The 21,374-nt window shown below is 67.6% G+C and carries 23 protein-coding genes; 15 read left to right on the top strand and 8 right to left on the bottom strand.

The window, feature by feature from the left end; genetic code table 11:
* Positions 1-16 precede the first annotated feature (16 nt).
* From BLS50_RS03190 to BLS50_RS03165, 6 genes are all read right to left on the bottom strand, one after another.
* On the bottom strand, positions 17-502 hold the full coding sequence (locus BLS50_RS03190) for a GNAT family N-acetyltransferase (RefSeq protein WP_011544925.1): 486 nt from the start codon (positions 500-502) through the stop codon (positions 17-19).
* A complete protein-coding gene (locus tag BLS50_RS03185; protein ID WP_006476519.1) occupies positions 499-774 on the bottom strand; it encodes a hypothetical protein in 276 nt (91 codons plus the stop codon). Before BLS50_RS03185 ends, BLS50_RS03190 begins: the two co-directional genes overlap by 4 nt.
* A gap of 37 nt (positions 775-811) precedes the next feature.
* Entirely contained in the window at positions 812-2,110 is a 1,299-nt protein-coding gene (gene moeA / locus BLS50_RS03180; protein WP_074800721.1) for a molybdopterin molybdotransferase MoeA, read from the bottom strand.
* Positions 2,111-2,221: 111 nt separating this feature from the next.
* Positions 2,222-2,839 carry a molybdenum cofactor guanylyltransferase MobA gene (gene mobA, locus BLS50_RS03175; protein ID WP_074800719.1) on the bottom strand — a complete coding sequence of 206 codons (618 nt, stop codon included), beginning with the start codon at positions 2,837-2,839 and terminating at the stop codon, positions 2,222-2,224.
* Positions 2,840-2,868: 29 nt separating this feature from the next.
* A complete protein-coding gene (gene moaA / locus BLS50_RS03170; protein ID WP_011544928.1) occupies positions 2,869-3,981 on the bottom strand; it encodes a GTP 3',8-cyclase MoaA in 1,113 nt (370 codons plus the stop codon).
* Positions 3,982-4,112: 131 nt separating this feature from the next.
* Entirely contained in the window at positions 4,113-7,271 is a 3,159-nt protein-coding gene (locus tag BLS50_RS03165) for an Rne/Rng family ribonuclease (RefSeq protein WP_074800716.1), read from the bottom strand.
* Between the two features lie 720 nt (positions 7,272-7,991).
* Between BLS50_RS03165 and BLS50_RS03160 the strand changes: the two genes are divergently transcribed.
* The 4 genes from BLS50_RS03160 to BLS50_RS03145 are packed head-to-tail and all read left to right on the top strand — an operon-like array spanning position 7,992 to position 11,064.
* Positions 7,992-8,996: an RluA family pseudouridine synthase gene (locus BLS50_RS03160; protein WP_011544930.1), complete on the top strand. Its 1,005-nt coding sequence runs from the start codon at positions 7,992-7,994 to the stop codon at positions 8,994-8,996.
* A 5-nt stretch (positions 8,997-9,001) separates the two neighbouring features.
* Positions 9,002-9,661, top strand: a complete 660-nt coding sequence (locus BLS50_RS03155; protein WP_023475864.1) for an HAD-IA family hydrolase — start codon at positions 9,002-9,004, stop codon at positions 9,659-9,661.
* The gene (locus BLS50_RS03150; protein WP_011544931.1) at positions 9,658-10,059 is read left to right on the top strand and encodes a Rieske (2Fe-2S) protein; all 402 of its coding nucleotides are present in this window, start codon (positions 9,658-9,660) and stop codon (positions 10,057-10,059) included. The genes BLS50_RS03155 and BLS50_RS03150 overlap by 4 nt, the downstream gene beginning before the upstream one ends.
* A gap of 12 nt (positions 10,060-10,071) precedes the next feature.
* Positions 10,072-11,064 carry a S49 family peptidase gene (locus BLS50_RS03145; RefSeq protein ID WP_074800713.1) on the top strand — a complete coding sequence of 331 codons (993 nt, stop codon included), beginning with the start codon at positions 10,072-10,074 and terminating at the stop codon, positions 11,062-11,064.
* A gap of 135 nt (positions 11,065-11,199) precedes the next feature.
* On the opposite strand, the gene BLS50_RS03140 is transcribed toward BLS50_RS03145, so the two are convergent.
* Together BLS50_RS03140 and BLS50_RS03135 are read right to left on the bottom strand one after the other, a co-directional pair.
* The gene (locus tag BLS50_RS03140) at positions 11,200-11,922 is read right to left on the bottom strand and encodes an SAM-dependent methyltransferase (protein ID WP_074800710.1); all 723 of its coding nucleotides are present in this window, start codon (positions 11,920-11,922) and stop codon (positions 11,200-11,202) included.
* Positions 11,919-12,551, bottom strand: coding sequence for a Maf-like protein (locus BLS50_RS03135; RefSeq protein WP_012328148.1), 633 nt, complete (start codon positions 12,549-12,551; stop codon positions 11,919-11,921). The genes BLS50_RS03140 and BLS50_RS03135 overlap by 4 nt, the downstream gene beginning before the upstream one ends.
* A gap of 230 nt (positions 12,552-12,781) precedes the next feature.
* Here BLS50_RS03135 and BLS50_RS03130 point away from each other — a divergent pair, with 230 nt between their 5' ends.
* The 11 genes from BLS50_RS03130 to BLS50_RS03080 all read left to right on the top strand — a co-directional run bounded on the left by BLS50_RS03130 (position 12,782) and on the right by BLS50_RS03080 (position 21,374).
* Positions 12,782-13,417 carry a YceD family protein gene (locus BLS50_RS03130; protein WP_027805411.1) on the top strand — a complete coding sequence of 212 codons (636 nt, stop codon included), beginning with the start codon at positions 12,782-12,784 and terminating at the stop codon, positions 13,415-13,417.
* Positions 13,418-13,515: 98 nt separating this feature from the next.
* The gene (rpmF, locus tag BLS50_RS03125) at positions 13,516-13,695 is read left to right on the top strand and encodes a 50S ribosomal protein L32 (protein WP_006051932.1); all 180 of its coding nucleotides are present in this window, start codon (positions 13,516-13,518) and stop codon (positions 13,693-13,695) included.
* A gap of 129 nt (positions 13,696-13,824) precedes the next feature.
* Complete coding sequence (plsX, locus tag BLS50_RS03120) at positions 13,825-14,931, top strand: phosphate acyltransferase PlsX (RefSeq protein ID WP_006476507.1); 1,107 nt, start codon at positions 13,825-13,827, stop codon at positions 14,929-14,931.
* Positions 14,932-15,921, top strand: a complete 990-nt coding sequence (locus tag BLS50_RS03115) for a beta-ketoacyl-ACP synthase III (RefSeq protein WP_006476506.1) — start codon at positions 14,932-14,934, stop codon at positions 15,919-15,921.
* Between the two features lie 82 nt (positions 15,922-16,003).
* Positions 16,004-16,936: an ACP S-malonyltransferase gene (gene fabD / locus BLS50_RS03110; RefSeq protein ID WP_011694225.1), complete on the top strand. Its 933-nt coding sequence runs from the start codon at positions 16,004-16,006 to the stop codon at positions 16,934-16,936.
* A 36-nt stretch (positions 16,937-16,972) separates the two neighbouring features.
* On the top strand, positions 16,973-17,722 hold the full coding sequence (fabG, locus tag BLS50_RS03105) for a 3-oxoacyl-ACP reductase FabG (RefSeq protein ID WP_006476504.1): 750 nt from the start codon (positions 16,973-16,975) through the stop codon (positions 17,720-17,722).
* A gap of 144 nt (positions 17,723-17,866) precedes the next feature.
* Positions 17,867-18,106, top strand: a complete 240-nt coding sequence (acpP, locus tag BLS50_RS03100; protein WP_004197638.1) for an acyl carrier protein — start codon at positions 17,867-17,869, stop codon at positions 18,104-18,106.
* 164 nt (positions 18,107-18,270) lie between these two features.
* The gene (gene fabF, locus BLS50_RS03095; protein WP_011544937.1) at positions 18,271-19,503 is read left to right on the top strand and encodes a beta-ketoacyl-ACP synthase II; all 1,233 of its coding nucleotides are present in this window, start codon (positions 18,271-18,273) and stop codon (positions 19,501-19,503) included.
* Between the two features lie 11 nt (positions 19,504-19,514).
* On the top strand, positions 19,515-19,979 hold the full coding sequence (locus BLS50_RS03090; protein WP_053524391.1) for a hypothetical protein: 465 nt from the start codon (positions 19,515-19,517) through the stop codon (positions 19,977-19,979).
* Positions 19,980-20,070: 91 nt separating this feature from the next.
* Positions 20,071-20,670 carry an RNA polymerase sigma factor RpoE gene (rpoE, locus tag BLS50_RS03085; RefSeq protein WP_006490873.1) on the top strand — a complete coding sequence of 200 codons (600 nt, stop codon included), beginning with the start codon at positions 20,071-20,073 and terminating at the stop codon, positions 20,668-20,670.
* 86 nt (positions 20,671-20,756) lie between these two features.
* Complete coding sequence (locus BLS50_RS03080; protein ID WP_011544939.1) at positions 20,757-21,374, top strand: sigma-E factor negative regulatory protein; 618 nt, start codon at positions 20,757-20,759, stop codon at positions 21,372-21,374.

Below are 21,374 nucleotides of genomic sequence, written 5' to 3'. Positions count from 1 at the left end.
CGCGGCCGGCTCGCGCTCAATGCGCGGCGAGCGTGTCCAGCGCGTCGCCCGTCACGCGCACGATGCGCCACTCCGGCAGCACGGTCGCGCCCATCTTCTCGTAGAAATCGATCGCCGGCTGGTTCCAGTCGAGGACCGACCATTCGAAGCGCGCGCAACGGCGCTCGACGGCGAGTGCCGCGAGATGACGCAGCATCGCGGTGCCGAGGCCCGTGCCGCGCTGCGACGGCTGCACGTACAGATCCTCGAGATAGAGCCCGCGGCGGCCGAGGAACGTCGAGTAGTTGTGGAAGAACAGCGCGTACGCGACGATCGCGCCGTCGCGCTCGGCCACCAGCGCTTCGGCAGCCGGGTGCTCGCCGAACAGCGCGTCGGCGAGATCGGCTTCGGTCGCGACGAACAGATGCGTGAGCTTCTCGAACTCGGCCAGCTCGCGCATCAGCGCGAGGATCGCGCCGACGTCGCGCGGGTCGGCCGCGCGGATCAGCGGCGTGCCGCTCACGCTTCCTCCGGCGGATCGGACAGCACGATCTCGATGCCGCCGAAGCGCGATGCGACCCAGTTGTACGCATGGCACGCGATCCACAGCAGCACGAAACCGAGGATCGCGTTCAGCAGCAGTGCGCTCAGGATCGTGCTCAACTCGACCATCCCGTAACGGATATACGCGACCAGAATGCCGAGCAGCACGATCGGCACGCTGAACGTCAGGTAGACGAGGATCAGCGCCTTTGCGGTCTGCCCCGCGGCGATCGACGAGATTTGTTTTTTCATGTGCGGATTGCCCCCGTAGAGATATACCGATTGGAATTCAGATCAGGCCGTCGAGCGGCAGGATGTCGACCGGGGCGCCCGCGTCGACTGCCGCGGTATCGTGGCCCAGGACGATGAAACAGTTGGCGGCGGCCAGACCGCTCAACGACGCGGAGCTTTGCGATCCCGCTGGCGCGACGTGCCATTGGCCGTCGGCGGCGCGCGTCGCGATGCCGCGCAGGTAGTCGGTGCGGCCGGGACGCTTCTTCAACGGCTGCGTACTGAGCGCCGTATACATGGCGGGCGGCGGCGTTTGCGTGCCGGCCAGCTTGAGCAGCGCAGGGCGCACGATCGCAACGAACGTCACGGCGGACGCGACAGGATTGCCGGGCAGCCCGAAGAACAGCGCGTGGCCGGCGCCGTCGGCCGCGCGGGCGAGCGTGCCGCACGCGAGCGGCCGGCCGGGCCGCAGCGCGAGACTCGCGAACGTCACGTCGCCGAGCCGCGCCATCACGTCGCGCGTGAAGTCGGCTTCGCCGACCGACACGCCGCCCGACGTGATGACCGCATCGGCTTGCGCGGCGATGGCGTTGCGCAATGCGGCTTCGAGCGCGGTCGGGTCGTCGCGGACGATCCCGAGGTCGATCGTGTCGACGTGCAGCCGTTCGAGCATCGTGATCAGCATCCCGCGATTGCTGTCGTACAGCGCGCCGCGGCTGAGCGGTTCGCCGGGCTCGCGCAACTCGTCGCCGGTCGAGAACACGGCGACGCGCACGCGGCGGCGCACCGTGACGTCGGCGATGCCGAACGACGCGAGCAGGCCGAGATCGGACGGCCGCAGGATGCGGCCCGCGGCGAGCGCACAGGCGCCGCGCGCGAGATCCTCGCCGACCCGGCGGCAGTTCGCGCCGCGCGCGACGTCGTGCGCGGCGAAGCGGATCGTGTCGCCTTCGGCGCGCACGCGTTCCTGCGGAATCACCGTGTCGCATCCGGCCGGCATCGGCGCGCCCGTCATGATGCGCACGCATGCACCGGCCGCCACGGCGCCGTCGAACGGATGGCCGGCGAACGCAGTGCCGGCGACCGGCATCGCGACCTCGCCCTGCGCCGATGCGAATGCCGCGGCGGCGCCGTCGAACGCATAGCCGTCCATGGCCGAGTTGTCGTACGCGGGAATGTCGAACGGCGCGCTCACGTCGGCCGCGAGCACGCGGTCGAGCGCCTCGCGCAGCGTCACCGTGTCACACGCGTCGACGGGCACCGCGAAGCGGCACGCGAGCGCCTGCGCGTCGGCGAGCGACAGCGGGGCATCGGGGTCGGGTGCGGTTCGGGAGGCGGGCGAGGATTGCGTGATCATCAGTCGGACTGCGCCGCAAGGCGTATCGGGTTCGTGGCCGGTGGCGCGAGGAGGGTGCCGGGGCGCGGGTTTCGCGTGTGGCGGGCGCCGGGCGGGAACGGCATAGGGCCGTCAGCGACGGGCCAGCGCGGCGAGTTCCTGCCAGGAGTTGGCATTGTAAAACGCACGCTCGTCGCGAAACTCGACTTCGACCGTCTTGTGGCGTGCGTACCACGCACGCACCTTGCGGTCGCCGGCCGCGAGCCGGGCGGCCAGGTCGTCGGCCAGCGACGTGCGCAGCAGCGCGAACGTCGGCTGCGGCGAGCGCACCTGCTGCGCGTCGACGGTGACGGCCATCGCGATGTCCGCCTGCTGCGCGTCGAGCGCCGCCCGCAGCCGTGCGACGAGGTCGACGGGCAGATAGGGCGTATCGCACGGCGAGCACGCGACCAGCGGTGCGTGCGCCGCGCGCATGCCGGCGAGCAGGCCCGCGAGCGGGCCGGCGAAGTCGGGCGTTTCATCCGCGATGATGCGCGCGTCGAACGGGGCACCGAGCTCGGCATAGCGATCGGCATGGCGATTCGCGCTGATCAGTGTCTCGTCGACCTGCGGCGCCAGCCGGCGCAGCACGTGCAGCGCGAGCGGCGTACCGTCGAGCAATTGCAGGCCCTTGTCGACACCATCCATGCGGGTGGCGCGCCCGCCTGCGAGCAGCAGGCCGGCGATCGACGGGGAGGCGGGGGTGGGCATCGTGCGCAGGGTGGACAGAGCGGCGTGCGTCAGCCGCCGATATACGACATTTCGACGCGCTTGCCGGCGCCGTCGGGCGCGGTATCGGCCGATGCGCTGCCGCGCAGCTGCGAATAGCGGTCGGTGCGCGCCTGCCAGATGCGGGCGATCGCAGTCGCGATCTCGGCATCGCTCGCGCCGCCGCGCACGAGTGCGCGCAGGTCGTGGCCGGTCGACGCGAACAGGCACAGGTACAGCTTGCCTTCGGTCGACAGCCGCGCGCGCGTGCAGTCGCCGCAGAAGGCCTGCGTGACGCTCGAGATCACGCCGATCTCGCCGCTGCCGTCCGCATAGGCCCAGCGCTGCGCGGTTTCGGCCGCCGTGTGCGGCTCGAGCGGCACGAGCGGGAAATGTTCGGCGATACGCGCGACGACGTCCGCCGACGGCAGCACCTCGGTCATGTTCCAGCCGTTCGACGTGCCGACGTCCATGTATTCGATGAAACGCAGGATCACGCCGGTGCCGCGGAAGCGCTCGGCCATCGGCAGGATCTCGCTGTCGTTGGTGCCGCGCTTCACGACCATGTTGACCTTGACCGGCGCGAGGCCCGCGGCCTGTGCGGCGAAGATGCCGTCGAGCACGTCGGCGCTCGCGAACTCGGCATCGTTCATGCGCTTGAACAGCGCGTCGTCGAGCGCATCGAGACTGACCGTGACGCGCGTGAGCCCGGCGTCCTTCAGCGCGCGCGCCTTGCGTGCGAGCAGCGAGCCGTTGGTCGTCAGGGTCAGGTCGAGCGGGCGGCCGGCGTGCGTCGTCAGGCGCGCGAGGCGCTCGATCAGGAATTCGAGGTTCTTGCGCAGCAGCGGCTCACCGCCCGTGATGCGGATTTTCTCGACGCCGTGCGCGACGAAGAGCCGCGCCACGCGCTCGATTTCCTCGTGCGTGAGCAGCGCGCTGTGCGGCAGGAACGGGTAGTCCTTGTCGAACACCGCGCGTGGCATGCAGTACACGCAACGGAAGTTGCAGCGGTCCGTCACCGAAATGCGCAGGTCGCGCAGCGGCCTGGCGAACGTGTCGGCCAGCGTGCCGTCGGGGGCATGCGCGACGCCGGAGACGTCCGGCATCCCGCTGACGTCGGCGAGAGGAATGATGCGTCGGGACATGTTGGAAGAAGTGCGAACCAGACCGCTATTTTAGCCGCAACCGGACGGCGGGGCCGGGGGGCGGAAACCCGCAGCGCGGACGTGAAAAAGCCCGCCGGAGGCGGGCTTTTCCTGGTCGTGCGATGCGCCGTTCAGTGGTGCGTCGTTTCGACCTGCTGCATCGGGGCCGTATCGGCCGGCGGCAGCACCTTGCGTTCGCGCGGCACGCGGGCCGGGCGCGGGAGCCGCGACGCGGCTTCCTGCGCGGCCGCGAACTTGTCGGCGTCCGTGTTCACCCAGACGAGACCGGCCTGCTCCAGCACGACATCCAGGCTCGCCGAAGCGGGCGCGGCTGCCGGTTGTGCGGGGGCGGGAGCCGGCGTCGGTACCGGTGCCGGTGCAGCGACGGCCTCGGCCGGGGCGGCTTCGACCGGTGCCGGTTCGGCTGCCACCGGAGCGGCTTCGATCGCGACGGCGGCCGGAGCAGCTTGCTCGACCGGCGCAGCTTGCGGCGCCTCGACAGCGGCCGGCGCGGTTGCCGGCACTTCGAACGCGTCGGTCGGCGACACCGCGACCGGAGCCGGGCCCGCTTCCGCGATCACCGGTGCGACCGGTGCCGGTTCTGCTGCCTGGACGGCGACGGCGGGCTCGACCGGGGCGGCCGGAGCCGTCTCGACGCGTGCCGGTGCCGGCTGCGCTTCGACAGCGGCCGGTGCGGCATGCTGCTCGACGACGGCTTCGACGGCGACCGCGCTGGCCACGGCCGCGACGACTGCCGGTGCGGCCGTATGGGCCGGTTCGGCTGCGACCGGTGCGGCCGGCGTCACGGCTTGCGCCGCGACTTCACCTTCGACTTCGATGCCTTGCTCGGCCTGGTCGACTGCGCCGTCTTCCTCGCGCTCGCGACGACCGCCGCGGCGGCCGCGACGGCGACGGCGACGTTCTTCGCCGTCACGTGCGCCGGCTTCCGCATCGGCTGCCAGTTCCGCGCCGGGCAGGGCTTCTGCAACAGCCTTGTCGGTTTCCGGTTCCGGATGGTTTTCACCGCGGGTGACGGTCTCGAGCGTGGCCGCATGCTGGGTCGGCTTGCGGCGTTCGCCGCGCTCGCGACGCTCGCCGCGTTCCTGGCGCTCGCCACGGCCGGCTGCGTCGCCGCCTTCCGGCTGTTCGGCACGCTCGCGCGGCTCGCGATTTTCGCGCGGTTCGCGCGGCTCACGGCCTTCACGCGGCTCGCGACCTTCGCGCGGACCACGGCCCTCGCGACCTTCGCGACCCTCACGGTTCTCGCGACCTTCGCGGCCCTCGCGACCTTCACGCAGCTCACGGCCCTCGCGCGGCTCACGGCCTTCACGCGGTTCGCGCACTTCCTTGCCTTCGCGTTCCTGGCGTTGCGGCTGACCACGGCCTGCTGCTGCCTGGTCGCGGCCGCCTTGCGCCTGCTGGGCGCCGCCGCGACGGTTGCGGTTGCGATCGCCGCCGCGTTGCTCGGTCTTTTCGGTGCGTTCGCGAGCCGGACGGGCTGCCTGCTCCTTCGCCGGTGCCGGAGCAACCGGTGCGGGCGCCGGTGCCGGCGACACGCCGAACAGGCCCTTCAGCCAGCCGATGAAACCGCCGCTTGCCGCTGCGACGGGCGCAGGGGCGGGGGCGGCAACGGGCTCGACCGGACGCTGCGGCGCCGCGCTCGGTGCGGGACGCTCGGGCGTGATGCCCTTGACCGCGGCTTCCTGCTTCGGCTTCACTTCGGCGGCACGCTTGCTGTAGCCGGTTTCCGACTCGAGCTCGCGGGCTGCTTCCTCGGCCATCTTCCAGGACGCGCGCGGATCGTCGAGGCGCGCGTCGTCGTGACGCAGGCGCTCGAGCTTGTAGTGCGGCGTATCGAGGTGCTTGTTCGGGATCAGCACGATGCCGACCTTGAAGCGCGACTCGATCTTGTTGATTTCCTGACGCTTTTCGTTGAGCAGGAAGGCGGTCACCTCGACGGGCACCTGGCAGTGGATCGCCGCGGTGTTTTCCTTCATCGCTTCTTCCTGAATGATCCGCAGGACCTGCAGCGCGGACGATTCGGTATCGCGGATGTGGCCGGTGCCGTTGCAGCGCGGGCACGTCACGTGGCTGCCTTCCGACAGCGCCGGACGCAGACGCTGGCGCGACAGCTCCATCAGGCCGAAGCGGGAGATCTTGCCCATCTGCACGCGCGCACGGTCGTGCTTGAGCGCGTCCTTCAGGCGTTGCTCGACTTCACGCTGGCTCTTCGCCGATTCCATGTCGATGAAATCGATCACGATCAGGCCGCCGAGGTCGCGCAGGCGCAGCTGGCGGGCGACTTCGTCCGCCGCTTCGAGGTTCGTGCGGGTGGCCGTTTCCTCGATGTCCGCGCCCTTGGTCGCGCGTGCCGAGTTCACGTCGATCGCGACGAGCGCTTCGGTGTGGTCGATCACGATCGCGCCGCCGGACGGCAGCGGGACCGTACGCGAGTACGCGGTTTCGATCTGGTGCTCGATCTGGAAGCGGGAGAACAGCGGCACGTCGTCGTGGTAGCGCTTCACCTTCGCGACGTTGTCCGGCATCACGATGTCCATGAACGCGCGGGCCTGATCGTGGATTTCGTTCGTGTCGATCAGGATTTCGCCGATATCCGGCTGGAAATAGTCCCGGATCGCGCGGATCACGAGGCTCGATTCCAGATAGATCAGCATCGGCTGGCCGGAATTGCCGCTTTGCGAGGCGGCCTCGATCGCGCGCCACAGTTGCAGCAGGTAGTTCAGGTCCCACTGCAGTTCCTCGGCGCTGCGGCCGATGCCCGCGGTACGGGCGATCATGCTCATGCCGTCCGGAATCTGCAGCTGCGCCATCGTTTCGCGCAGTTCCTGGCGCTCGTCGCCTTCGATCCGGCGCGACACGCCGCCGCCGCGCGGATTGTTCGGCATCAGCACGAGGTAGCGGCCGGCGAGCGAGATGAAGGTGGTGAGGGCGGCGCCCTTGTTGCCACGCTCTTCCTTCTCGACCTGGACGATCAGCTCCTGGCCTTCGCGCAGGGCATCCTGGATGCGCGCGGAGCGCATGTCGATGCCTTCCTTGAAGTACTGGCGGGCGACTTCCTTGAACGGCAGGAAGCCGTGGCGGTCTTCGCCGTAGTTGACGAAGCACGCTTCGAGCGACGGCTCGATACGGGTGATGACACCTTTGTAGATATTGCCTTTGCGCTGTTCGCGCCCGGCGGTTTCGATGTCGATGTCGATGAGCTTTTGCCCATCGACGATGGCGACGCGCAGCTCCTCCTGCTGCGTCGCATTGAACAGCATGCGTTTCATGAACGACTCCAGGCGGCTCCGCTGCCGGCGCCTCGCGGTTGTCAGGCGCGAGGGCGGGAACGACGACAGGCCGCACCTTGTTGTGTTGTCACGAGCACGCTGGAGCGGGAATGCTGGCGGGGAGAATTGCCTGAAGAGGCGCTTGGGCCCGAAAGACGGGGCCGGCGGCCATAGGGCACCTGCGAATACGGCTTCAAAGCACGGCGTTCACACACCGCACGCTGCAAAAGCGCGCTAAGCCTGTCCGGGCATTGCCACGGGCGCGCGCAATGCGTCGCGCGCGCCGACGGGCGGCAGATGCTGCGGCTTGGGCCGCAGCGGGGAGTATCGAATCCAGCCCGACTTTCCCGCTTGGGGTGTACTTCCCTGGTTTGACGTCGCCAAGCCCCGCACGCTTCGCGGGGCCAAATCGGGCGCAACGCCGTAATTTTCGCAACCGGCAGCCTGCGGACGCACTTCGCGCCGTCGGGCTGCCGATCAAATTCTTTTCAACCAACTTTCCGTTACCGCGGCGCCTTGCCGACCGAATCCGCCTGTGGGCGCGATCCTTGCCGACGGGCGGCGCCGTGCGTGCAACTTGCTGCTTCTCTTTGATTAGGGGTGAGCAGCGGACCCCCGGCGCAAGTAAAATAGCAGTTTGCGCTTGCGCCTTGCCCGATTCAGCCGGGGCCGGCCGAACAGGCCACCCACAACGTCAGGCTGGGCAAAATTATATTCAGTATGAATGAGTTAGGCAAAATATCCCAGAATTCGGTCGCAAGCGGCCAGGTATCGATGATCGAGATCGACGAAAACTCGGCCGGTCAGCGCATCGACAATTTCCTGTTGCGCGTCTGTAAAGGCGTGCCGAAAAGCCATATTTACCGGATCCTGCGCAGCGGCGAAGTACGGGTCAACAAGGGCCGGATCGACGCGCAGTACCGCCTCGAACTGGGCGACCTCGTCCGCGTGCCGCCGGTGCGCGTGGCGGCGGCCGACCTCGCGCGCGCCGACACGCCGGTCGTGCCGCCCGCGAATTTCGACGTGCTGTACGAGGACGATGCGATGCTCGTCATCGACAAGCCGGCCGGGGTCGCGGTCCATGGCGGCAGCGGCGTCGCGTTCGGCGTGATCGAGCAGATGCGGCAGGCGCGCCCGCGCGCGAAATTCCTCGAACTGGTGCACCGGCTCGACCGCGAGACGTCCGGGATCCTGATGCTCGCGAAGAAGCGCACGGCGCTCGTGGGCCTGCACGAGCAGATCCGCGAGAACCGGATGGACAAGCGCTACTTCGCGTGCGCGCACGGCGAATGGCAGCCCGACTGGGGCCGGCGCCGCGCGGTGAAGGCGCCGCTGTTCAAGTATTCGACCCCGGAAGGGGAGCGCCGCGTGCGCGTGCAGGACGACGGGCTGGCGTCGCATACGGTGTTCAATCTCGTCGATCGGTGGCCCGACTATGTGCTCGTCGAAGCGGAACTCAAAACGGGTCGGACCCATCAGATCCGAGTGCACCTCGCCCATCTCGGCCTGCCGATCGCCGGCGACGCCAAATACGGCGATTTCGCACTGAACAAGGCGCTGGCGCGCGCGAATGCGCAGCCGTCGCTCAAACGGATGTTCCTGCATGCGCACCGCCTCAAGCTCGCGCATCCGCTGACCGGCGAGGCGCTGCAGTTCGATGCGCCGCTGCCGGCCGAATGCCGGCGCTTTCTCGATCAACTCAGCGCATTGCGCGATACCGCCTGAACCGCATGGCTCGACAGCAATTTGACCTGATCGTCTTCGACTGGGACGGCACGCTGATGGATTCGACTGCGCACATCGCGCACAGCATCCAGGCGGCATGCCGCGATCTCGGCCTGCCCACGCCGTCCGACGAGGCGTCCCGTTACGTGATCGGCCTCGGCCTGCGCGATGCACTGCAGATCACGGCGCCGACCCTCGATCCGTCCGACTACGCGCGGCTGGCCGAGCGCTACCGCTATCACTATCTGCTCGACGACCAGCGCATCGAGCTGTTCGCCGGTGTGCGCGAGCTGCTCGCCGAACTGCGCGACACGGGCTACCTGCTCGCCGTCGCTACCGGCAAGGGTCGGGTCGGGCTGAACCGCGTGCTCGACCAGTCGAAGCTGACGAGCTGGTTCGACGCGACGCGCTGCGCGGACGAGACGTTCTCGAAGCCGCATCCGGCGATGCTGCACGAGTTGTCGCGGGAATTGGGGCAGGATCTGGCGCGCACCGTGATGATCGGCGACACCACGCACGACCTGCAGATGGCCGCCAGCGCCGGCGCGGCCGGCGTCGGTGTCGCGTACGGCGCGCACACGGCCGATGCGCTGGCGGCGCTCACGCCGCGCTTCGTCGCGCCGGACGTCGGCGCGCTGGCCGCCTGGCTGCGGGAGCACGCATGAGCGCGGCGCCGGACGCCGTGCGCGTGTGCGCATCGGCCGCACTGACCGACGGCGGCGCCGGCGTGCGGGTCGACGCGACACTGCGCGGCGAGCAGGCCGTCGTGTTCTTCGTGCGCTACGACGGCCGCGCCTACGGCTACCTGAACCGCTGCGCGCATGTGCCGATGGAGCTCGACTGGGCCGAAGGGCAGTTCTTCGAGTCGTCGGGCCTTTATCTGATGTGCGCGACGCACGGCGCGATCTACGCGCCGGATACCGGCAAGTGCGTCGGCGGCCCGTGCCGCGGCGGCCGCCTGCGGCCGGTCGAGGTCGACGAGCGCGACACGCCCGACGGCCGTGCGGTATTCTGGGTACCCGATGCCGATCTGCATCCTGCCACTCCCGCCACGACCGACTGACGACATCACTGCATGGCCGACCAACCGAATTCCCCGGATTCCTCCTCCCGTCCCGACAGCCGTGAACCGAGCTGGGAGCGCGCGGCGCTCGAGCGGATCGCGCTCGCGGCCGTCAAGGAGCAGCGTGCCGCACGGCGCTGGAAGATCTTCTTCCGCTTCGCGTTTCTCGGCGTGTTCGTGCTGCTCGCGTTCGCGCTGATCGATTTCTCCAGCGATTCGAAGTTCTCGTCGAGCGGGCGGCATACGGCGCTCGTGACGATCGACGGCGAGATCGCGGCCGGCGTCAACGCGAACGCCGACGACATCAACACGGCGCTCGACGCCGCGTTCGACGACGACAGCGCGGTCGGCGTGGTGCTGCGGATCAACAGCCCGGGCGGCAGCCCGGTGCAGGCCGGCATGGTCTACGACGAGATCCGGCGGTTGCGCGGCAAGTATCCGGACAAGCCGCTGTACGTCGTCGTGACCGACATGTGTGCGTCGGGCGGCTATTACATCGCGTCCGCGGCCGACAAGATCTTCGTCGACAAGGCGAGCATCGTCGGGTCGATCGGCGTGCTGATGGACGGATTCGGCTTCACCGGGCTGATGGGCAAGCTCGGGGTCGAGCGGCGCCTGCATACGTCGGGCGAAAACAAGGGCTTCTACGATCCGTTCTCGCCGGAAACGCCGAAGATGGACGCGCACGCGCAGGCGCTGCTCGACCAGGTGCATGCGCAGTTCATCAAGGCCGTGAAGGATGGCCGCGGCAAGCGGCTGCACGAGACGCCCGACATGTTCTCGGGCCTGTTCTGGACCGGCGAGAAGAGCGTCGAGCTCGGGCTCGCCGACGGCTACGGCACGACCGACACGGTCGCGCGCGACGTGCTGAAGGCGCCGGATCTGGTCGACTATACGGTGAAGGAAAGCCTGACGAATCGCGTCGCGCGCAAATTCGGCGCGGCCGTCGGGGGCGCCGCGATGAAGGCGCTGACGGCCGGCGGCGCGTCGGTCAGTCTGCGCTGACGGCTGACGGCTGACGGCTGACGGCTGACGGCTGACGGCTGACGGCTGACGACCGGCGACCGGCGACCGGCGACCGGCGACAATCGGCGGGCCGCGATGGCCCGCCTTTCAATTAACTGATCGCCGTTCTCGGCATCAGTTCGCGAGCAGCAGGAAGATCGCGGGGCGCTTGTGCAGATTCGGTGCAGGCGCCTTTTTCCAGTCCGCCACAGTGCGGCTCGCGATCGTCTCGGTCGCGAGGGTCAGATCGGCCGCGACGCAGATTTGCGTCGACGGCGCGCAGGTCGCGACCAGCGTGTCGAGCATTGCGTGATTCCGGTACGGCGTTTCGATGAAGATCTGCGTCTGGCGCCCCTTGCGCGACAGTTGCTCGAGTTCGCGCAGGCGTTTCGCGCGCGCGGCCGCATCGACCGGCAGATAGCCGTTGAACGCGAAGCTCTGGCCGTTCAGGCCCGACGCCATCAGCGCGAGCAGGATCGAACTCGGCCCGACGAGCGGCACGACCTTCACGCCACGCTCGTGCGCGCGGCGTACCAGCAGCGCGCCGGGATCGGCGACGGCCGGGCAGCCGGCCTCCGACACGAGGCCGGCGTCCGCGCCGGCCAGTACCGGCGCGAGCAGCCGGTCGATGGCGCCGGCCGGCGTATTGACGTTCAGCTCGCTGATCTCGATTTCCTGGATCGGGCGCGTCGTGCCGATCTTCTTCAGAAACGCGCGCGTCGTTTTCGCGTTCTCGCCGATGTAGTAGCCGAGCGTGCCGGCGCGCGCCTGCACGGCGGCGGGCAGCACGGCGGCGAGCATCGATTCGTCGCCTTCGCCGAGTGTGTTCGGGACGAGATAAAGCGTGCCGGCGGTCATGCGCGGTCTCCACGGGTGGTTGCAAACAGCGGGTAGTCGGCGGCGCGCAGCATCCGCGTGAGGGCGATCAGCGGCAGGCCGACGAGCGCGGTCGGGTCGTCCGAGTCGATTGCATCGAGCAGGGCGATGCCAAGCCCTTCGGACTTCGCGCTGCCGGCCACGTCGTACGGCGTTTCCGCGCGCAGGTAGGCGTCGAGTTCGGCCTCGGGCAGCGAGCGGAAGCGCACGTGCGTGACGATGTCCTCGACCTGCGCGTCGTCCGTCCGGCTGTCGTACAGGCAGAGCGCGCTGTGGAATTCGACTTCGCGGCCCTGCATCGACACGAGTTGCGCGAGCGCGCGCTCGTGCGTGCCGGGCTTGCCGATCTGGTGGCCGTCGAAGGTCGCGACCTGGTCCGACCCGATCACAAGCACGCCGTCCGGCGCGTCGATCGTCGCGGCCACGGCGCGCGCCTTCGCGCCGGCGAGGCGCAGCGCGGTCGCGGCCGGCGTTTCGCCGGCCAGCGGGGTTTCGTCGAGGTCGGGCGACACGACGTCGAACGGTACGCCGAGGCGCTCGAGGAGCGCCCGGCGGTAACGGGAACTGGAGGCAAGAATCAGCCGCGGCGGGCGGCAAACGGTATCCGGCATGGTCGGTTGGATCGGTGAGTCGTCAGGTGGGGCGCGGCGTTGCGCGGACGCAAGCTTAAGTGATTGACCGCAAAAGGTAAAACAGGTATGCTTTCCCGCTTTTCGTCGGCAGGCATCCGTTGTGGTGGCGCCTGCCGGGTCTTCGGAAGTAAAGTACGTCATCCTCGATGAGCCGTACGCGAGCGGTGCCAAGCCGGATCCCGCAAGTCAGCCTGTAGGCAGGAGCGCACATGAACACTTCTTCTGGCAAACCTGCGGCGGCGCTCGATCCGCACGCGGTCGACCTGTTCGAGTTCGCCCGCAGCGGGCGGCAGGCAGCTGGCGCGGTACACCTCTCGCAACTGCCGCGCATGTTAAACGAAGTGCCGACGGACGCGCCAGATCGCGACACGGTCTTCACGTGGCAGGCGGAAGGGTTCACGCAGAAGGAGTTGCAGGACGACGGCGCCGACGGGCAGCAGCCGTATCTGCGCCTCGCGGTGCATGGCCATGCGTGGCTCACGTGCCAGCGCTGCATGACGCCGTACGACCAGACGTTCGACGTCGACATGACGTACCGCGTCGTCGCGACCGAAGAAGAAGCTGAAGAATTTCCGCTCGACGACGATGAAGCCGATGTGATCGTGGGCTCACGCCAGTTCGATCTCGTCGACTTGATCGAAGAGGAATTGCTGCTTTCGTTGCCGCTCGTGCCCAAGCACGAGGTTTGCCCGGCAGTTCACGAAAGCCTCGTGTCGGGTGCGAGCGGTCCCGCGGAAGAGGAGGACGAGGAGTCCGACGAAGCCGGGGACGAAGGCAAACGGCCGAATCCGTTCGCAGCGCTGCAAGCGTTGAAGAAGGACGGTGACGGCACCAAGAAACACTAAGCAGTTGTGGCGCGGGAAGGCGTAAGGGCTTTGGGCCAGGGTAGTTAAGCGCCGGATCGGGCTGTGTTAGAATCCGGAAAATTATTTAGGAGTTAGTCATGGCAGTCCAGCAAAACAAGAAGTCGCCGTCGAAGCGCGGCATGCATCGTTCGCACGATTTCCTGACGGCAGCGCCGCTGGCAGTCGAGCCGAGCACGGGTGAAGTGCACCTGCGTCACCACGTCAGCCCGAACGGCTACTATCGCGGCAAGAAAGTCGTCAAGACGAAGAACGACTAAGCGTCAAGTCACGCGTTGCGCGCTACGCTCGCCGTTCGCGTGACAACTGGTTCGCTTGACACTTTCCTGGCTCAACAAAAAGGCGGCATTCAACTGCCGCTTTTTTGTGCCTGAAATTCGTCGCATTCCATGACCGTAAAGCTCACAATCGATTGCATGGGAGGCGACCACGGCCCGTCCGTGACCGTTCCCGCGGCAGTCAAGTTCGTCCGCGCGCATCCCGATGCGCACCTGATGCTCGTCGGCATCGAAAGCGCGATTCGCGCTCAGCTGAAGAAGCTGAAAGCCCTCGACGATCCCGCGTTGACCATCGTGCCCGCCACCGAAGTCGTGGCGATGGACGACCCTGTCGAAGTCGCGCTGCGCAAGAAGAAGGATTCTTCGATGCGCGTCGCGCTCAACCACGTCAAGGAAGGCGCGGCGCAGGCCTGCATCTCCGCCGGCAATACCGGCGCGCTGATGGCGGTTTCCCGTTACGTACTCAAGACGCTGCCCGGCATCGAGCGGCCCGCGATCGCGTTCGCGCTGCCGAACCCGACCGGCTACACGATGATGCTGGACCTCGGCGCGAACGTCGACTGCGAGCCGCAGCACCTGCTGCAGTTCGCAGAGATGGGGCACGCGCTCGTGGCCGCGCTCGAAGGCAAGGAGCGCCCGACGATCGGCCTGCTGAACATCGGCGAAGAGGTCATCAAGGGCAACGAGACGATCAAGCGCGCAGGCGAGCTGCTGCGCGCCAGCACGCTCAATTTCCGCGGCAACGTGGAAGGCAACGACATCTACAAGGGCACCGTCGACGTGATCGTGTGCGACGGCTTCGTCGGCAACGTCGCGCTGAAGACGTCGGAAGGGCTCGCGCAGATGCTGTCGGACATCATCCGCGAGGAGTTCGGCCGCTCGCTGATGTCGAAGCTGATGGCACTGCTCGCGCTGCCCGTGCTGATGCGTTTCAAGAAGCGCGTCGACCACCGCCAGTACAACGGCGCGGCGCTGCTGGGGCTGAAGAGCCTCGTGATCAAGAGCCACGGTTCGGCCGACGCCTACGCGTTTGAGTGGGCGATCAAACGCGGGTATGATGCCGTCAAAAACGGGGTGCTGGAGCGCCTCGCGCGCGCGATGGCGGATAATTCAGTGTCGCTCGGCGACGGCGAACACGACGCGGGCGGCGCGGGCCAAGCAAGCCCGGCCGCAGGCCATCACGCCGAACCTTCCGCTGCGCAATCCTCTAAAGCATAAATGGCCCAATCGACCCTCTATTCCCGCGTGCTCGGCACGGGCAGCTACCTGCCGCCCGACCGCGTCACGAACCAGCAGCTGACCGATCGTCTTGCGAAGGAAGGCATCGAGACGAGCGATGAATGGATCGTGGCGCGCACGGGCATCCATGCGCGCCATTTCGCCGCACCGGACGTCACGACGAGCGATCTCGCGCTCGAGGCGTCGCGTCGTGCGATCGAAGCGGCCGGTGTCGATCCGCAGTCGATCGACCTGATCATCGTCGCGACTTCGACCCCCGATTTCGTGTTCCCGAGCACCGCGTGCCTGCTGCAGAACAAGCTCGGCATCAAGAACGGCGGCGCGGCATTCGACGTGCAGGCCGTGTGTTCGGGCTTCGCATACGCGATGGCGACGGCCGACAGCTTCATCCGCAGCGGCCAGCACCGCACCGCGCTGATCGTCGGCGCGGAGACGTTCTCGCGCATTCTCGACTTCAAGGACCGCACGACCTGCGTGCTGTTCGGCGACGGCGCGGGCGCGGTGATCCTGTCCGCGTCGGAAGAGCCGGGCGTGCTCGGCAGCGCGCTGCACGCGGACGGCAGCTACTCGAACATCCTGTGCACGCCGGGCAACGTCAATCGCGGCGTGATCGACGGCAGCGCGTTTCTGCACATGGACGGGCAGGCCGTGTTCAAGCTCGCGGTCAACGTGCTCGAAAAGGTCGCGATCGAGGCGCTCGCGAAGGCGAATCTCGCGCCCGAGCAAATCGACTGGCTGATTCCGCACCAGGCCAACATCCGCATCATGACCAGCACCTGCCGCAAGCTCGGCCTGCCGCAGGAGCGCATGGTCGTGACGGTCGACCAGCACGGCAACACGTCGGCCGCGTCGATCCCGCTGGCGCTCGACGCCGCGGTGCGCGACGGCCGCATCCAGCGTGGCCAGCACGTGCTGATCGAAGGCGTCGGCGGCGGCTTCACCTGGGGCGCGTCGGTCTTCCGCTTCTGATCCGCGGCGCGCATTGCCGCGCGCGGGTCCCATCGGCGCGCCGTTCGTGCGCGCCGTCCGAATCGATTCAATTGGGGACGATATGAAATTTGCATTCGTTTTTCCGGGGCAGGGTTCGCAGGCGATCGGGATGCTCGACGCATTCGCCGATCTGGCCGTCGTGCGCGAGACGCTCCAGGAAGCATCCGATGCACTCAATCAGGATCTCGGCAAGCTGATCGCCGAAGGCCCGGCCGAAGAGCTGAACCTGACCACCAACACGCAGCCCGTGATGCTGACCGCGGCGTACGCGTGCTATCGCGCGTGGCAGCAGGCAGGCGGCCCGGCGCCGTCGATCGTCGCCGGCCACAGCCTCGGTGAATACACGGCGCTCGTCGCGGCCGGCGCGCTCGCGTTCAAGGACGCAGTGCCGCTCGTGCGCTTCCGCGCGCAGGCCATGCAGACGGCCGTGCCGGTGGGCCAGGGCGGCATGGCCGCGATCCTGGGCCTCGACGACGACACGGTGCGCGCGGTATGCGCCGAAGCCGCGGAAGCGGGTGTCGTCGAAGCGGTGAACTTCAATGCGCCCGCGCAGGTGGTGATCGCAGGCAGCAAGGCCGCAGTCGAAAAGGCATGCGAAATCGCGAAGGCGAAGGGCGCGAAGCGCGCGCTGCCGCTGCCGGTGTCGGCGCCGTTCCATTCGTCGTTGCTCAAGCCGGCGTCGGATCAGTTGCGCGACTATCTCGCGAACGTCGACGTGAAGGCGCCGCAGATTCCGGTCGTCAACAACATCGACGTCGCCGTGGTCAGCGATCCGGCCGCGATCAAGGATGCGCTGGTGCGCCAGGCCGCGGGCCCGGTGCGCTGGGTCGAGTGCGTGCGGCACATCGCCGGCACGGGCGTCACGCACGTGATCGAATGCGGTCCGGGCAAGGTGCTCGCCGGCCTGACGAAGCGCATCGACGGCAACCTGGTCGGCGCCTCGGTATTCGATCCGGCTTCGCTCGACGAAGCGCTCAAGCTCGCGACCGCCTGACGCGGCGCCTTTTCCCAAACAACGGATATTCGATTCATGGACAAGACTCTCGATAAACAGGTTGCGATCGTGACCGGCGCGTCGCGCGGCATCGGCCGTTCGATCGCGCTCGAACTCGCGCGCCTGGGCGCGACGGTGATCGGCACGGCGACGAGCGAATCGGGCGCCGCCGCGATCACCGCGGCGTTCGCGGAAGCGGGTGTCACGGGCCGCGGCGCGGTGCTGAACGTCAACGACGCGGCCGCCGCCGAGGCGCTGATCGATGCGACCGTGAAGGAATTCGGTGCGCTGAACGTGCTCGTCAACAACGCGGGCATCACGCAGGACCAGCTCGCGATGCGGATGAAGGACGAGGACTGGGACGCGGTGATCGACACCAACCTGAAGTCGGTGTTCCGTCTGTCGCGCGCGGTGCTGCGCCCGATGATGAAGGCGCGCGGCGGCCGTATCATCAACATCACGTCGGTAGTCGGCTCGGCCGGCAATCCGGGCCAGGTCAACTACGCGGCCGCAAAGGCCGGCGTCGCGGGCATGACGCGTGCGCTCGCGCGTGAAATCGGCAGCCGCGGCATCACGGTGAACTGCGTGGCGCCGGGCTTCATCGACACCGACATGACGAAGACGCTGCCGGAAGAACAGCAGGCCGCGCTCAAGACCCAGATTCCGCTCGGCCGCCTCGGCAGCCCGGAGGACATCGCCCATGCCGTCGCGTTCCTCGCATCGCCGCAGGCCGGTTACATCACCGGCACGACGCTGCACGTGAACGGCGGCATGTACATGTCGTAACGGTTTTCGTTTACCATCCGCGCCGTATCCCGTTTTTCAGGCGGACCGGCGCTTGATCGACCATCAAGCCAACGCGCGTTTTGGCGTCAGCAAACCTGATAAAATGCGCGCACTTGTAAATCTGAACTTTCCCTCGGAGGGGTAATGGACAACATCGAACAACGTGTCAAGAAGATCGTCGCTGAGCAACTGGGCGTCGCGGAAGCCGAGATCAAGAACGAAGCTTCGTTCGTGAACGACCTGGGCGCGGACTCGCTCGACACGGTCGAACTGGTGATGGCTCTGGAAGACGAGTTCGGCATGGAAATCCCGGACGAAGAAGCAGAGAAGATCACGACCGTTCAGCAAGCGATCGACTACGCTCGCGCAAACGTCAAGGCGTAAGCGCCTTTCGCGCTTGTCCGCCACGTCGCCGCGATCTTCGCGATTGACGCGCCATCCTGCCGGCTTCGCGCCGGACGGACTAACAGCCACAGGGCTCGCAGGGCTGGTTCCTGTGGCCACTGTGGCTTTTGTTTTTGTCATCCAATAATGGAAAAGAGGTTACCGTGAGCCGCCGTCGTGTTGTCGTTACAGGCCTGGGGCTGATTTCGCCTGTTGGCAATAGTGTTGCCGACGGCTGGGCCAATCTCGTCGCCGGCAAGTCCGGTATCGCCACCGTCACGAAGTTCGATGCGTCGAACCTCGCGTGCCATTTCGCGGGCGAAGTGAAGGGTTTCAGCGCCGAGGAGTACATCCCGGCGAAGGAAGCCCGGAACATGGATACGTTCATCCATTACGGCATCGCCGCCGGCGTCCAGGCCATGCGGGACAGCGGGCTGGAAGTGACCGAAGCCAATGCGGAACGCATCGGCGTGCTGGTCGGTTCCGGCATCGGCGGCCTGCCGATGATCGAGGATACGCACCAGACCTACGTCGATCGCGGTGCGCGCCGGATCTCGCCGTTCTTCGTGCCGGGTTCGATCATCAACATGATCTCGGGTCACCTGAGCATCATGTTCGGCCTGAAGGGCCCCAACCTCGCGGCCGTCACGGCCTGCACGACCGGCCTGCACAGCATCGGCCTCGCCGCGCGGCTGATCCAGGCCGGCGACGCCGACGTGATGGTCGCGGGCGGTGCCGAATCGACGGTGTCGCCGCTCGGCATCGGCGGTTTCGCCGCCGCGCGCGCGCTGTCGACCCGCAACGACGATCCGGCTACCGCGTCGCGTCCGTGGGACAAGGACCGCGACGGCTTCGTGCTGGGCGAGGGTTCCGGCGTGATGGTGCTCGAGGAGTACGAGGCGGCGAAGGCGCGCGGCGCGAAGATCTACGCGGAAGTCGTGGGCTTCGGCATGACGGGCGACGCGTACCACATGACCGCGCCGAACATGGACGGCCCGCGCCGCTGCATGGTCGCGGCGCTGCGCGACGCCGGCCTGAATGCCGACGAGGTGCAGTACCTGAACGCGCATGGCACGTCGACGCCGCTGGGCGACAAGAACGAGTCCGACGCGGTGAAGGCGGCCTTCGGCGAGCACGCGTACAAGATGGTGGTCAACTCGACGAAGTCGATGACGGGTCACCTGCTGGGTGGCGCGGGCGGCCTCGAATCGGTGTTCACGGTGCTGGCGCTGCACAACAACGTGTCGCCGCCGACCATCAACATCTTCAACCAGGACCCCGAGTGCGATCTCGATTACTGCGCGAACACCGCGCGTGACATGAAGATCGACGTAGCCGTGAAGAACAACTTCGGCTTCGGCGGCACCAACGGCACGCTGGTGTTCAAGCGCGTCTGACGTCGAATCGCTTGACGAGTCCATTCGATGCTCCGGCCGGGCGTCCGCAGCGCTTTGCGTTGCGGGCCTCGGCCGTGTCGTATCTCGTGCTGGCCGCGTTCGTCGCGTCGGCTGCCGCCTCGGCGTACCTGTTCTGGGCGTCGCGCGCGGGCGCTGCCGCCGGCGCAGGCGTGTCGGCCGCGACGGCGGCACTGCTGGCCGTATGGGCGGCGCGCACTTGCGCCCGCCGGCTGCCGGCCGAGTTGCGGATCGATGCCTTCGGGGAGATTGCGGCGTTTGGCCGCACCGGGCGGTTGCTGGCCCGTGGCCGCGTGACGGGCCATGCGCACTGGAGCAGCCTGCTGCTGGTGCTGTCGGTCGGGCAGGGTGCCCGGCGGGCCCGGCCGCTGCTGATTCCGGCCGACGCGCTCGACGCCGCGTCGTTCAGCGCGCTGTCGGTACTGGCGAGAACGGCCGGAGCGGCGGGGCGGGCATGACGGCGGTGCGGTTACCGACCGTAACCAGCGGCCGGCGCCGGAACGCTACAATAACGCTCCGCGTTGCATCCCTAGTTAACGGATTTGTCAGGTGAGTGAAAAAGAAATCGATCAGGCTCTGGTCGAGCGCGTACAGAAGGGCGACAAGGCGGCGTTCGAACTCCTGGTCTCCAAATACCACCGCAAGATCATTCGGCTGATCTCGCGCCTCGTGCGGGATCCCGCCGAGGTCGAGGATGTGGCCCAGGACGCGTTCATCAAGGCGTATCGTGCGCTGCCGCAATTCCGCGGCGAATCGGCGTTCTATACGTGGTTGTACCGAATTGCCGTCAACACGGCGAAGAACTACCTTGCGACGCAAGGCCGCCGGGCGCCGACCTCGACCGAGGCCGATGCGGAGGAAGCGGAAACTTTCTCCGACGCAGACCAACTAAGGGATATCAACACGCCTGAGTCGATGTTGATGAGCAAGCAGATTGCCGAGACGGTCAACGCTGCAATGGCTCTGCTGCCCGAGGAACTGCGCCAGGCAATCACGCTGCGCGAGATCGAGGGCCTGAGCTACGAAGAGATCGCGGAAATGATGGGCTGTCCGATCGGGACGGTCCGGTCGCGGATCTTCCGCGCGCGCGAGGCAATCGCTGCCAAATTGCGTCCGCTGCTCGATACGCCCGAAGGCAAGCGCTGGTAAGCGCGACGGGCGGAACGACGCGGGTCGGGGTCTAGTTACGGATAGAGTCGTGAAGTCACGACGGGGTGTGCAAGATGGGGAGCATCATGGGGTCGGTCAATACGCAATCGCAAGCGTGCTCGCGCGGCGAGCGCCTTTCCGCGCTGGTCGACGGCGAAATGTTCGATGGCCCGGATCACGGGCAGTTTCTGGCTGAGCTCGACCGCGCGGATCGCGCCGTGTGGGCCCATTACCACCTGATCGGCGATGCGCTGCGCTCGGACGAGCTCGCGCTGTCGCCCGCGCTGAGCGTCGCGTTCACCGCGCGCATGTCGGCGGCGCTCGAAAGCGAGCCGCACCTGTTGGCACCGGCGGCCGCGCCGGTCGCGCGCAAGCTGCTGTCGCTGCGCCGCCGTGTCGTGCCGGCATTCGCGGTGGCCGCCGCGGCCGCCACGCTGACGTGGATCGTGGTCCCGCAGATGCAGACGGCCGGTGCGCCGGGCGCCGTCCAGGTCGCGTCGACAGGCGCGCCGCAGAACGGCAATCTGCAGCGCGTGACGGTTGCGCAGGCATCGGCCCAGCCGGGCCTGCAGGACGTCAACATCATTCGCGACGCCAGCCTCGACCAATACCTTGAAGCGCACCAGCAATTCGCCCAGCAGCCCGTCGTCACGGGCTCGATGCCGCTGATCCGCGCTGCCGTGACCACCACGCCAGGCCAATAA

This window comes from Burkholderia orbicola (genome assembly GCF_900100915.1).
Classification (GTDB): domain Bacteria; phylum Pseudomonadota; class Gammaproteobacteria; order Burkholderiales; family Burkholderiaceae; genus Burkholderia; species Burkholderia orbicola.
The sequence above is the reverse complement of the archived record's forward strand: the minus strand, read 5'-3'. Positions and strand labels throughout refer to the sequence as shown.